The organism is Paenibacillus prosopidis (assembly GCF_003337375.1).
Taxonomy (GTDB): domain Bacteria; phylum Bacillota; class Bacilli; order Paenibacillales; family Paenibacillaceae; genus Pristimantibacillus; species Pristimantibacillus prosopidis.
Genome location: NZ_QPJD01000002.1, coordinates 1 through 12,425 on the forward strand (window position 1 = coordinate 1; position 12,425 = coordinate 12,425).

15 protein-coding genes and 2 pseudogenes are annotated in these 12,425 nt (G+C 45.7%); 4 read left to right on the forward strand and 13 right to left on the reverse strand.

The genetic code is table 11. From position 1 onward, the window contains the following. Nucleotides 1-305: 305 nt before the first annotated feature. Nucleotides 306-827 (forward strand): transporter, encoded by a 522-nt coding sequence (locus tag DFP97_RS02125; protein ID WP_114378344.1) that lies wholly within the window; start codon nucleotides 306-308, stop codon nucleotides 825-827. Nucleotides 828-1,257: 430 nt separating this feature from the next. On the opposite strand, the gene DFP97_RS02130 is transcribed toward DFP97_RS02125, so the two are convergent. Together DFP97_RS02130 and DFP97_RS02135 are read right to left on the reverse strand one after the other, a co-directional pair. After that, on the reverse strand, nucleotides 1,258-1,740 hold the full coding sequence (locus DFP97_RS02130) for a DUF6526 family protein (RefSeq protein ID WP_220271122.1): 483 nt from the start codon (nucleotides 1,738-1,740) through the stop codon (nucleotides 1,258-1,260). 119 nt (nucleotides 1,741-1,859) lie between these two features. Further along, entirely contained in the window at nucleotides 1,860-3,161 is a 1,302-nt protein-coding gene (locus tag DFP97_RS02135; RefSeq protein ID WP_114378345.1) for an MFS transporter, read from the reverse strand. A 351-nt stretch (nucleotides 3,162-3,512) separates the two neighbouring features. Between DFP97_RS02135 and DFP97_RS02140 the strand changes: the two genes are divergently transcribed. Next, nucleotides 3,513-4,250 carry a hypothetical protein gene (locus DFP97_RS02140; protein WP_114378346.1) on the forward strand — a complete coding sequence of 246 codons (738 nt, stop codon included), beginning with the start codon at nucleotides 3,513-3,515 and terminating at the stop codon, nucleotides 4,248-4,250. A 133-nt stretch (nucleotides 4,251-4,383) separates the two neighbouring features. On the opposite strand, the pseudogene DFP97_RS02145 reads toward DFP97_RS02140, so the two are convergent. The 4 genes and pseudogenes from DFP97_RS02145 to DFP97_RS02160 form a co-directional block, all read right to left on the reverse strand. Then, nucleotides 4,384-4,861, reverse strand: a pseudogene (locus tag DFP97_RS02145) (GrpB family protein). A gap of 117 nt (nucleotides 4,862-4,978) precedes the next feature. After that, on the reverse strand, nucleotides 4,979-5,248 hold the full coding sequence (locus tag DFP97_RS02150) for a DUF1292 domain-containing protein (RefSeq protein WP_114378347.1): 270 nt from the start codon (nucleotides 5,246-5,248) through the stop codon (nucleotides 4,979-4,981). A 112-nt stretch (nucleotides 5,249-5,360) separates the two neighbouring features. Further along, nucleotides 5,361-5,705, reverse strand: a complete 345-nt coding sequence (locus DFP97_RS02155; protein ID WP_245975856.1) for a hypothetical protein — start codon at nucleotides 5,703-5,705, stop codon at nucleotides 5,361-5,363. Between the two features lie 69 nt (nucleotides 5,706-5,774). After that, nucleotides 5,775-6,983: an FAD-dependent oxidoreductase gene (locus tag DFP97_RS02160; RefSeq protein WP_114378348.1), complete on the reverse strand. Its 1,209-nt coding sequence runs from the start codon at nucleotides 6,981-6,983 to the stop codon at nucleotides 5,775-5,777. A 146-nt stretch (nucleotides 6,984-7,129) separates the two neighbouring features. Between DFP97_RS02160 and DFP97_RS02165 the strand changes: the two genes are divergently transcribed. After that, complete coding sequence (locus tag DFP97_RS02165) at nucleotides 7,130-7,753, forward strand: PadR family transcriptional regulator (protein WP_114378349.1); 624 nt, start codon at nucleotides 7,130-7,132, stop codon at nucleotides 7,751-7,753. Nucleotides 7,754-7,881: 128 nt separating this feature from the next. On the opposite strand, the gene DFP97_RS02170 is transcribed toward DFP97_RS02165, so the two are convergent. The 6 genes and pseudogenes from DFP97_RS02170 to DFP97_RS02190 form a co-directional block, all read right to left on the reverse strand. Beyond that, nucleotides 7,882-8,565 carry a YjjG family noncanonical pyrimidine nucleotidase gene (locus DFP97_RS02170; protein ID WP_114378350.1) on the reverse strand — a complete coding sequence of 228 codons (684 nt, stop codon included), beginning with the start codon at nucleotides 8,563-8,565 and terminating at the stop codon, nucleotides 7,882-7,884. A 108-nt stretch (nucleotides 8,566-8,673) separates the two neighbouring features. Continuing rightward, nucleotides 8,674-8,760: pseudogene (locus DFP97_RS31330) on the reverse strand (isomerase); the annotation flags it as partial. Between the two features lie 19 nt (nucleotides 8,761-8,779). Then, nucleotides 8,780-9,133 (reverse strand): zinc ribbon domain-containing protein, encoded by a 354-nt coding sequence (locus DFP97_RS02180; protein ID WP_114378351.1) that lies wholly within the window; start codon nucleotides 9,131-9,133, stop codon nucleotides 8,780-8,782. 47 nt (nucleotides 9,134-9,180) lie between these two features. After that, nucleotides 9,181-9,525: a hypothetical protein gene (locus tag DFP97_RS02185; RefSeq protein WP_114378352.1), complete on the reverse strand. Its 345-nt coding sequence runs from the start codon at nucleotides 9,523-9,525 to the stop codon at nucleotides 9,181-9,183. Nucleotides 9,526-9,670: 145 nt separating this feature from the next. Beyond that, a complete protein-coding gene (locus DFP97_RS30575) occupies nucleotides 9,671-9,820 on the reverse strand; it encodes a hypothetical protein (RefSeq protein WP_181873325.1) in 150 nt (49 codons plus the stop codon). A gap of 52 nt (nucleotides 9,821-9,872) precedes the next feature. Then, nucleotides 9,873-10,877 carry an aldo/keto reductase gene (locus DFP97_RS02190; RefSeq protein WP_114378353.1) on the reverse strand — a complete coding sequence of 335 codons (1,005 nt, stop codon included), beginning with the start codon at nucleotides 10,875-10,877 and terminating at the stop codon, nucleotides 9,873-9,875. 184 nt (nucleotides 10,878-11,061) lie between these two features. On the opposite strand from DFP97_RS02190, the gene DFP97_RS02195 reads away from it, so the two are divergent. Further along, on the forward strand, nucleotides 11,062-11,868 hold the full coding sequence (locus DFP97_RS02195) for an AraC family transcriptional regulator (protein WP_114378354.1): 807 nt from the start codon (nucleotides 11,062-11,064) through the stop codon (nucleotides 11,866-11,868). Here the strand turns inward: DFP97_RS02195 and DFP97_RS02200 are convergent. Then, on the reverse strand, nucleotides 11,832-12,263 hold the full coding sequence (locus DFP97_RS02200; protein WP_114378825.1) for a GNAT family N-acetyltransferase: 432 nt from the start codon (nucleotides 12,261-12,263) through the stop codon (nucleotides 11,832-11,834). The two genes, DFP97_RS02195 and DFP97_RS02200, sit on opposite strands and share 37 nt — an antisense overlap. Nucleotides 12,264-12,425 lie beyond the last annotated feature (162 nt).

Here is a 12,425-nt window from a genome sequence, read left to right on the forward strand (position 1 = left end):
CTTAAAGCTCCAAGACTCGCTATTGGTGACCTGGCTAGAGTCTTCCCAAGCAGGATTTCCACCTGCTAAATGACATGACTTAACTTGACGCACTTGAACTAACCTGCCCGTAAGTTCAATCCCGAGTCAAGTTAATCAAGAACGGCATAGACAAAACATTAATTTAAATTTTTAGATCGGTTTCGTATTAGCGTACAAATCACTTCGTACCGGGCATCCGCATACAATACACCAGCCACGCAGATAAACGTTCGCCCTCATTATCATGAGTACATGGTTACAACCATTATAAGGAGTGAATCGATATGTCATTATTACCTCCGTTTGGACCGCCGGGATCGCAAGGCGGCGGACTTCCGCCGTTTGGACCGCCGGGATCACAGGGCGGCGGGCTTCCGCCGTTCGGACCGCCGGGATCCCAGGGCGGCGGACTTCCGCCGTTTGGACCGCCGGGATCACAGGGCGGCGGACTTCCGCCGTTCGGACCGCCGGGATCACAGGGCGGCGGGCTTCCACCGTTCGGACCACAACCAGGCCCGCCCGGCCCGCCAATGCCGCCAGGACCTTCCGGCTTTCAAGCGCCTACCTCGGCGCCGCCGCAGTTCGTTCCGCCGCGGCCGCAGTTTACCGCGTTCGCCGTCGATCCGGGGGGTATCCGCAGATGCTTGTTCCGCAATACGTACATTTGGCTTAGAAATGGCAATCAGTTCTGGTATTTCCCTATCTTCGTAGGCAGAACTTCCGTTGCTGGCTTTCAATGGAACGGCTTTTTCTGGATGTATGCGGGGTACGACCTGAATCTCGTCGAATCGTTTACTTGCTTCTAACAAAAGAAGGGCAGCGCATAATGGCATCGGCCGATATGCACTGCCCTTATTTAGTTTCGACTCCTAACGCCTTCAAGAATAAGTTGTTCCATATATAAACCCGACTCTACATCACGAACATCATCGCCAACCTCTTCTTTAGAAAATCCTTTTAACACTTCCCAAAACTTTCACTTTTTCAGCTCCTGGATTCAATCTTGTACTTTCGTCTCTTTCGTTTGTGCAATCTACCACAACAGTAAATGCAAGGAGTAAGACAATCATTCGAAAATTCACTTCACATCCCCTCTTTTTTCTTAGATGCTTCATAACAGATTTAAAACTTTTCGCGGTAGCCTATTCTTGGGTTATTGAGCTATCGTTCCTCGTTAGGTTAAGGAACAAATATCAGTAATCTGGCACAAAGGATGCGTCTCCTGTCGGAATGCCATTAAATCCGCATTGTGTCGGGGCGCCAGTTCATAATTGCCGAACGGATGGCTGTAGGGCTCATTCCTTCCGTCCCCGCCCGTTCACACAGGGCTGGAAATTCATCATCGCCTGCGTAACGTAAGGCGATAATCTGGGATATCGAAATGCGCGGGTCCAGCATTCGCCCAGTCAGCCGGTAATGACGGAAGTTCTCCTCTATCCGGATCATTCGGTCTTGCGTTTTCGTCGCGTATCGCCGGATGCACGCAACTGCGAAGACAAGACATACCGCTAGAATGAAAAGCAGCCAGTCGAGGCTCGACATCTCCCTCTGACCCAGACCACGGAAAAGCTCTACGGTCGAGAATATAAGCACGACAATGGCCAGCGGAGCCGCAATAAAGTGGTAGGACCAGTCCAATCGCCGAAATCCGCTTCTTTTCTCTTTGTGCACTTGTGTTGCCAAGCTCGGAGCAACAACATTTTTTACGTCCTCAATCATAGCTAATCCTCTCCCTTGTTAGATATTCCATCACTTGTTTATATGCCACGTTGTCCCCATAACTTGTCATCAATTGTACAATTGGTCACAGTTTTATTTTGAAATCGTTGCCTCGGTGACTAGTTCAACCCGCTCGTCTTGTCGCTATTCCCGCCTGAGAAGCCGACCGCCTGTCCCTTACCCGGCTCCGGCACTCGAATAAGAATGACGATACCTACGATGAACAGGATGACGAGGCTGAATACGCCCATGCTCGTGTGGCCGGTGAGTTGGGCGGTTACGCCGACGAGAAGTGGGCCCAGAATCGAAGCGAACTTGTCGAAAATATTATAAAACCCGAAAAACCGGTTAGCGTTAACCTTCGGCACCATCCGCGCGAAGTAAGCCCGGCTAAGTGCCTGGATGCCGCCTTGCGAGGTGGCGACCAGCATCGCAAGCACCCAGAAGTCGAACGCCGATTTCATGAAATACGCGTAGATACATACGATGATATAGACACAGATGCCGACGTACAGCATGATCTTACCCGAAAATCGATCCGCCAGACGCCCGTACAACATCGCGAACGGAGCAGCGACGACTTGCGTCACAAACAATATGATGAGCAGGTCCGTCGATTCTATGCCCAGATCGGTCCCATAGGCGGTGGACATCGTAATGATCGTCCCGACACCATCGATGTAGAAAAAATAAGCGAGCAAAAAAAGGAAAATCGCGCGATGCTGCTTGATTTGCTTTAAGGTCTCGTAGAGGCGCTTGAAGCTGTTCGCGACGATGCGAGGCTCGCGGTTCAAGTAATGCTTCTGGCGTACGTTGCGGAGCATGGGCAGGGTGAAGACGCCCCACCAGAGGGCCGTAATGAAGAACGCGATTTGGCTCGCCGCCGTGATGGAGATCGGCAGAACCTCTTGCCCAGCAAGTAGAATGATCGCGATGCTGATGATAAAAGGAATCGTGCTCCCTATATACCCAATCGCAAATCCGCGGGCAGACACCTTGTTCATCCGTTCGTCGTCGGTGACGTCCACAAGGAAGGCGTCGTAGAACACATTGGAGCCCGCCGAGCCGATCGCGATGAACATATAACAGACGAGCAGCAGCTCCCAACTATCGTTCGGAATAAACGTAAGCAGCGCGGTAGCGACGATGCCGAGCAAGCTGAAGCCGGCGAAAAACGTTTTTTTGAACCCTTTGTAATCGGCAATCGTGCCCAAGATCGGCCCTAGCAGGGCGAGGATAAACGTCGAAATCGCAATCGCATATCCCAGGTAAGCCGTAGAATTCGCCGCGCTAACGCCAGCGTCCTCGGCCGCCGCTTTGTAGAAGAGCGGGAAGACGGCCGTCGAAATGATGATGGAGTAGGCGGAATGGCCCCAGTCATACCACATCCAGCTTTTTTCTTCCTTCGAAAATGACCTCATAAGCTTGGCCTCCTGAATGCATCGAATGCTCTTATTGTATAGGAAATGTGGACTTCCGGGCACAAAGAACAAAAATTTTACAAAACGCCGGGTTCCCCAAGCGCGACTATTGCCATTTTCGCTCGACAGATTTTGACTAGTAGAAGAGGCAGTATAAGTCTTAAAAAAGCTAAAATAACACTGCTTATTGGAATGTATCTTGTTCGCAAAGCTACACTACCCTGACCGTTTAGCTTAACGTCCGCCGCCTCGGGCATAATATGAAAAATATTTCGGTTAATTTTGCACTTTTTACAAGCTCACTATAGACCTATAATGGTATTAATTCATTTTGGTCAATCGAGGTGTCCCTTGGACGAAAATTTTACGTCGTGGACGGAATATTTCATCGTAAACAAACAGAGCTTGCAGCCGATCTACTGGGATGATCCCTATCGGTTGGACCCTCAGGAGTACGCTACCATCGCCCGTTCCATACAGCAGTTCCAAATCGGGGAAAGCTCGGAAGGTAAGTTTTTGATTGAATCCACCAAGCGGTACTTGACTGGCAATCCGGACAAGAGCTATTTGCAAGCACTAATCCAATTCGTACACGAGGAGCAGCGGCATGCGCAGGATTTGGCCCTGTTTATGGACAAGCAGTCCATTCCGACGATCCGTAAGCATTGGGTGGATCAGACGTTCCGAAAGTTACGGCGTTTTGCCACTTTGGAGCAATCCATCACGGTACTGCTGACAGCCGAAATCATTGCGGCGGTCTACTACGACGCATTGAAAAAGACCACGAAATCCCGCACCCTGATCGAACTTTGCGAACAAATCCTCCGTGATGAGTCGATGCATATCGAATTCCAATCCGACGCTTTACGGCAGTTTGCTAGGAAACGCCCGAAAAGTATCAACCGCTTCACCCGCTTCAGCCGTCTCTTTCTGCTATCCGGAACGTTGACCGTCGTTTGGTTCTATCACGGGAAGGTGTTCCGGGCGGGGGGGTACAGCCTGAAGGCGTTTTTAAAAGGGACCTTGGCGGAGCATGCACGCTCAGAGCGAATTATAGAGCGACGTATGCACTTTCCGGCAATACCTTAAGAGCTCCTGCCAACTGGTCTACAAAAAACAATCGGTCTTCGTTGAATTGGTTTTGTATCATTTTCGATTTCGCGGTTTAGATCTATTACATCGTTTAGTTTAGCTGAATAGCGGAACACTTCATTTAGAATTGTTATTTTTCTTTTATCACGCTTTTTACAAAGTCCGTTTTTGCTTTTGTATAAGATTCTCGGTCATTAATATATTCATGAGCTAACTTATTCTTAAGATTTGCGTATTCTAAAGCAAGTGAGGGGTCCATTCTTAATCGGTCACGAAATAAAAGTTGTTTTTCCCAACGCTCCTCTCCCTTTAACATGAGATGAAGATGTGCTATCCGCTTATCATTCTTAACTCTAACAAAGAATCTTCTCCATGGTTGTTTATCTAATTCGGGCGGCACATAATGCCACTCATGAGTGGCTAATATAATCGCAATTTCGTTTAATTCTTTAAATGAAGGAATACTTGCCATTAAGTCGATGATTGGTTTAGCTGGTAAATTAGGAATTGATGTACTGCCTATATGCTCAACTTGATTTACACCAATTTATTTCTACTGTTTCTACCGCCCAAACAGGATAGCTATTCTGATTGTTATCATTAGTCATACAATTAATCATCTCCTAACAAAGGCATAATAAAATGAGCAGGTTACCGTAGCACCTGCTCATCAATGTGTATCATTCAATATCGTACTCCGTTACTGTAATAACATATTCTTCCCCTTATCTTTCCTCTAAAGCTGCTTCAAATGCCGAAGAAACTTTTTCAAATTCCTCATCATTTTCGATCACCGAAAGCTCATCATTCTCGTTGACTTGCAGAAAGAAAATATCTAGATCTTCTTTTTCCTTCTCCCCATCCTCAAGCTCGTCCAAGTATGCAACTGCTATGTATTGTTGGTTCTCCAAATCGAGAGAACCCAACACCTCGATCTCTTGTTCAGTTCCCTCATCGTCCACCATCATGAGAACTTCACCGTTTTCAATTACCATATTTAGCCCTCCCTTATATTATTCTAATATATTTTTCCACAAGGCTTAAAAAAAATTCATTAAATGTAATTCAAGAAAACGATAACCATTTTGGAATGAGATGTTATGCATATCAAGCCTTTGAGGAAAATTTCGACTCAGCTACAAGAATCACTGGATAAAGTATGATTATGATTCCGGTTATAAAAATCGATTGATTAAATATATTCAAAAACAAATCATGTGACCAACCATCTTCACCTATTATCCAATAAGCTATCTGGTTAGATATCGCTATCCCATCGTTAGCCTCAGGAATTAAACTCTGAGTGTAGTTTTGGGCAAGACAAGCAACAGCTAACAAGGATATACCAGCTGCCAATGCGACTCCCTTAGAGAAAGAGTATAGCACACCAGCTTTTCTTAAAACGACGATCGATACAGCAACGAATATTATGCAAACAAACAAAAATATCATCTTACACCTCCGTACTCATTTTTCTTTAGACGTTTCCGATAATTATTTAACAAAATGCGATGATATATCTTATCCTAGCAGGATCTTCTCGTTCCAATCGATCTTGTAATCGTACATCCAAGTGAGAGAGTTCTTGTTGGCTGATTTTAAGAACATAGGTAACATTAAATCTCGGAAAAATACTTGAATAGGGTTGGTCGCATGCTTTCGTTGGCCGATCCTTCGGGAATACTGCACGATTCGTTCTACCCGTTCGCGGCGTAATTGGTGATAACGGGAAAATGCCTGCTCCGCATCCTGGAGATCCCGCATGCACTTCGCCAGCACCTTCGCGTCTTCAAGCGCAAGAGAAGCTCCTTGCCCGGCGTTGGGCGATGTCGCGTGGATGGCGTCACCTACCAGCACGACGGATCGGTCATGCCAATGGTGAACCGGCGGCATATCATAGATCGGGTAGATGCCGATCTCTCCCGCCGTCGATCCCACGATATCCGGAAGCGGTGCAATATCATCGGCATATAAATCATTGACGATCTTGCGCCATTCCGCTTGCGGAATCATTAGCAGCTCCCGGCGAATCGGATTCCCGGGATAGTTCATGTTACCGAACCAGTAAGTCTCTTCCGCGTTACGGATGTGACCGAAGAAGGCACGTTTGCCAAATACCATCGTTTGGGTCCCCTTCTCGTGCGGAATCAAATCACCGCGCAGAAACCCGCCAAAGCTTAACAGTCCCGTATAGGCTGGGGCGGGTGCATTCGGCAGGATCAACTTGCGTACCCGGGAGTTGATACCATCGCATCCGATCAGATAATTTCCGGACGCCTTTGTTCCGTCCTCGAACGAAACGCTCACCCGGTGTTCCTCATTCTTTTCGATGTCCTTCAGCTTTTTGCCGTATTCGATCGAAATCCCTTGGCGCAGCGCTTCCTCTCGCAATATTTTCTGCAGAATCCCCCTCTTGATCGTGTAGCCTTGCGGCTCTCCCGATGATTGGCCGACGGTGCCGAGAAGCCTGCCCTTCCCATTAACCATCTTCATCATCTGCAGGGGAATGCCATTCTGCCGGATGGCTTCGTCCAGCCCCAATTCGTTCAGCACTTGCAATCCGTTGCGCGCCACATTGAGAAACAATCCTGCGTAGTCATCGGCTTGTTCCTCCGCCTCATAAAGGACCGAATCGATCCCCGCCTTCTTCAGAAAAAGAGCCGTTGCTGGTCCCGCAATTCCGCAACCGATAATCAATGCGATGCCGGCCCGATTATTAAAGTTTGCCATCCGCCATCATCCTCTCTTCACTTTTATCTATATAGTTTAATTAAACTATAATATTTAAACTAATAAAAATCAACTAATGATTTTCAAACTAATCAACAATGGGTTATAATAAGTCCAGTATTGACTCTGAAAGAGGTTGAAGTGGAATGCCTAAACCAAAACGAAGTAATTTGCTCGCATTAGCGATTTTGTCTCTGCTGAACGAGCGGCCGATGCACCCTTATGAAATCGGGGTTACGATGCGCCAGCGTGGCCTTTCCGATAGCATTAAATTGAACACAGGTTCCCTTTATGCAGTCATCGATGCTTTATTGAAGAACAAGCAGATTCAACCGGTTGAAACGCTGAGGGAAGGCAAACATCCGGAACGGACGATTTACGAGCCTACCGAAGAAGGCCGGTCAGAGTTTTTCGATTGGTTGCGTACCTTACTGCGCATCCCCGTGAAAGAGTATCCGCAGTTTGCGGCCGGCCTTTCTTTTTTGGCTCATTTGACTCCTGCAGAAGCGCTGGATCTGTTGAAGGAACGATCAGGCACGCTGGCCATTCAGATTCAAGATGTACGTCATTCGATGGAGATGACTCGAGCCTTGGGAATCGACCGGCTGTTCGTCATCGAACAGGAGTATTCGCTGGCATTGCTCGAATCCGAGTGCAACTGGCTGCAGCAATTGATGAACGACATCGAGAATGGAGTCCTGGCTGAGCGTACGGAGGACCAGTGGAACTGGATTGTTTATTTCGGCCAGCCATCCCAAGATCATGTATAATCGAAAAGGCCCATGCAAAAAGCATGGGCCTTTTCGACAAACAATGGTTCTGCCTGTACTTCAGTAAAATTTTGGTTTATAACCGGTCTGCTCGTTTATTCAGACAAAAAAGATATATGCCACTCGGATTAGAGCAGCTGAAGAAGCTCGGATAACTCAGCAATTTCATAGGTAGGCTTTATCGATGTTTCATTCGGTTTTCGTTTTGGATTATACCAGCACGTATCGATGCTATAATTAATGCCGCCTTGGATATCCGAGCTTAATGAATCCCCAACTATCAGCACTTTACTCTTATCCGTGATTCTCAACTTATTAAAAGCGAAATCAAATATGCCCGTATGCGGCTTCTGGAAGCCAGTATCCTCAGAAACGATAATATGCTCGAACGAATTGGACAGCAAGGACCTGCCAATTCTGCTGAGCTGAACCTTCTTGATTCCATTCGTGATGATAGCAATTCGATGGCCGTGGCCAAGAACCTGCTGAATAAGCGCTTCTGAACCTTCAATTAGATACGAGCCCTCACCCAAATACTGCACATATTGCTCGCTAAAATAAACGGCATCCATCTTAACTTTAAGCTCTGTGAAAAGTCGACTAAACCGTTCATGACGGAGGAAGTCGAGCGTAACCGCCCCTTTCTCAAAATCATTCCAGAGCTGCTGGTTTACATTCCGATAGGTATCCACATGAGATTGGAGAAGCTCAATACCATGCTCCTGAAATACACGCTTAAGGGCATGTGCCTCAGCCAAAGAGTAGTCAAACAATGTATCATCCGCATCAAAAAGAATAACCTCGTACTTCAAATGAAAGTCCTCCTGTCTACTTCACCTACATACACGGCAGTACCGCTTATATAAATATCCATTTTGTTCGGGTTTCGTTTCATCGCTTTCACAACTACTCTTCCATCTATCGGCTTGAAGAACTACTCCTGCCGGATTGCCCCTATTCGGTATAGTTGAGAAACCATCATAATGAAATACTTGTATATTCTCCATCATGGATCTCCTTCGAAAACTAACGTTTGCCATTTAAGATATTCGGATTATAGATTTCAACAAACCCGCATTGCATACAAGACACATATAAAAAATGATGATATTCTATATCGAATATTTTACTTAAACCCGTCCCATTCATCGCTACTTCATTAATATCGCATTCATCATGACCGCATTTGGAACATTTAAACTGATTTGCAATTCTGTCTTCTAGGGAAAGATCATTTTTGTCAACTTCATATTCGAGTTGATCGGAATCTTGGCTGGTTATCGATGTGTCCAAATGTTCGGGCAGAACCTCATGCTTACATTCCGGACATACTTGATTATCTAAAACTACTTGACTGCTGCACCATGGACATTCAATCATAGGTCTCTTCCTTTCTGGTAATAAAGAGAAGCTCTTTCGGCTAAATGTTAATAGATTTCCCCTTCATCACCGATAACACTTGCGTTAAGCTTCTCAGCTATTTCTTTCATCTTATTAATAATTTGATCATTTGGATTTTTTACAACAATGCGACCATCTCTATAATCAAAATAAACCGGATACTCCTCGTCCTCGTCTTCCATAATGCACACGGCAATTCCTTGATTTTCATATCGCAAAGTCATACCGTTTGGCGATTTCATTTCTGCTGCTTTCTCAAGCCTCAGCTGAGGATCTCCATTAATAATCTCCTGCCATTCTGACAATGAAATAGGATGATCCTCGCTTTCGCCCCACCATTCCGCTCTCGTAATGTGTATATCGTATCCCAAAGCAATCACTCCTCTTCTTCAGAATCAGATTTCTACGATTTGAGATGATTGTACCACAGGATTAGAAAAAAAAGACAAAACACCATTTAGGCGTTTTGTCTTTAATTTGGCCCGGGTCATCCATCTGCCCAGTCTTCTAGATGCGTTAAGAATCTTTCGATCTGTTGGCCATATCGATGATCATTACGATAAGCACGAGTAGTTGAATGAGCAGTTCCACACTCATTACAATCCCTCCCAGCTGCAAGTAATGCTCCTTCGCTCCGGCCTCTCCTCTCGAATAACTGCTATACATCTCCCACTAACATATCTATGGTCGAAAATTGAATTTTATGACGAACTGATGACTACCAAGGCAGATCTCCAATATTACGCATAACCTCATCGATTTCCGTTAATTCCTCAGCCGACAAAGGCGCTTGCTCAAGTGCCTTAACGTTCTCTTCGATCTGACTGACGCGGCTCACGCCGATAAGCGCTGAAGTGACTCCGCCCTCGCGAAGCGCCCACGAAAGTGACATTTGGGACAAGCTTTGTGCGCGCCGCGCCGCGATAGCTTCAAGCTTGCGGAATTTTTGCACCCGCTCCACCGTAATCGCTTCCGGCTTCATTGTGCTGGATGCTGACTTTGATTCCGCATCGATTTTATCTACATACTTGTTCGTAAGCTGTCCTCTGCCTAGCGGACAATAAGCGATTGAACCAACGCCATTCGTATCCAGCACCTCCTGCAAGCCATCCTCAATCCAGCGGTTCAACATCGAATAGGCCGGTTGGTGGATGAGGCAAGGCGTTCCGAGCCGCTTCAAAATGTTGATCGCTTGACTCGTTTGCTCCATATTATAATTCGATAATCCTACATATAAGGCTTTGCCTTGTCTGACGGCATGATCGAGTGCACCCATCGTTTCTTCAAGCGGGGTTTCCGGATCCGGGCGATGCGAATAAAAAATATCGACATAATCAAGTCCCATCCGCTTTAAGCTCTGGTCTAAGCTCGAAAGCAAATTTTTGCGTGAGCCCCATTCACCGTATGGACCCTCCCACATGTAGTATCCGGCTTTTGTTGAGATTAGAAGCTCGTCCCGGTACGAAAGCAGATCCTTTTTGAACACTTGTCCGAATGTTTCTTCTGCTGAGCCGGCTGGCGGCCCGTAATTGTTAGCTAAGTCGAAATGCGTTATTCCGAGATCGAACGCTTTTAAAATCATCTCACGCGAATTTTCCAGCGGCTGATTGCCTCCAAAATTTTGCCACAATCCGAGCGAAATGGCCGGCAGCTTAATGCCGCTCTTTCCGCAACGGTTATATTTCATATCGGTATATCGGTTTTGCTCTGCAACGTAAGGCACTTGTAATACTCCCTTTCTTCATTAATTTCATGTATCGGTACTAGTAGCATGCTATAATGATAACTGCTAAGCACGATTACCTACAGAGTATATCTTACCGTTACAAGTAAAAGGAATGTCTACAAGCAAGTTTTACATGGCATAATGTAATATATCGATAAAAGTGTATTGGAGTTGAATAGACATGCAGGAGCTCTATGATTTGGTTTATTTTTATCACGGGAAACAATATTGTGACTATTGGGGGCCAGGGGTTAAAGACCACTATAAAATACTGTTTATCCACGAAGGAAGAGGCACCTATCAAATAAACGGCTGTACCTACGAGTTAAAGCAAGGACAAGGCTTTATGGTGTTTCCGGATACCATTTGCTCTATGAAGGCCAATGAAGAAGATCCTTGGACCTACTCTTGGATCGCATTTCAAGGCAAATGCGTCGATCGTTTGTTAGAGCAAGTTCAGTTAAGCAAATTAAATCCACATTTCCATTTCGCGCCTGCAGAATGGTTTGATGTTTGGCTGGACGAGTTGACTCATGCGAATTCTCTCGAGAGAAATGGGGGATTAGTCGTTCATAGCCTACTCTACCGTCTTTTTGCAGACTGGATAGCGATGTTGACCGCACCGGATCAAGCAGGCTATATTCCTAAAGCTAAGGAAGTCTATGTACGCAAAGCGATCGATTATATAAAAGCAAACTATTACAACAAAGTAAGCATAACTGAGCTTTCGAAGCTGATTGGCATTGACCGGATTTACTTATCTTCTCTGTTCAAAGAAACGGTTCATCTCTCGCCGCAAATGTATTTACTTCAGTATCGAATGGATAAAGCAGTTGATCTTATGAACAATCCGATGCTGACGGTTTCCGATATTTCACACTCGGTTGGTTATAATGATCCGCTGCTCTTCTCGAAAATGTTCAAAAAAATAAAAGGCGTCTCACCGTCGCACTACCGACGGGATAAATCTTTAACCATCTTAACATGAGGAATATTTTCCTCCATGAAAACGTCTGAGGCTGTTTCATAGCCTAGTTTTTCATAAAAGGGGGCTGCTTGCACTTGACCGTGCAGCTTTGCTTTCGCCAGCCCTTTTTCAATGGCAATAGCTTCGAGCTCGTTCATTATGGCTTTGCCCAGATTATGCTTGCGATGAGAGGCTAATACGCAAATACGCTCCAGTTTGGCTGTATCTTCAACGATGCGAACTCGGCCTGTCCCTACTGGCTTGTTCTCGTCATAAATAACAACATGGTCCGCGCTATCTTCGTATTCATCGAGTTCAACTTCTTCTGCTACACCTTGCTCCTTTACGAATACCGTTTTACGGACGCTGAACGCATCTTCTAACTGTTCTTCTGTAGTAACACGTTTGATTTGCATCATTTATCTATCCTTCCATACGTTGATCTTCACTTGCTAATTATAATTAATGTTCTTCCGGAATCAAACAACGATGACCAACCAGCGGAGTAATACGCCAAATTCGACTCCTTTTTTAATTAAAATCTAATGCTATGCTATTAATAAGCTTGACCAATTTAA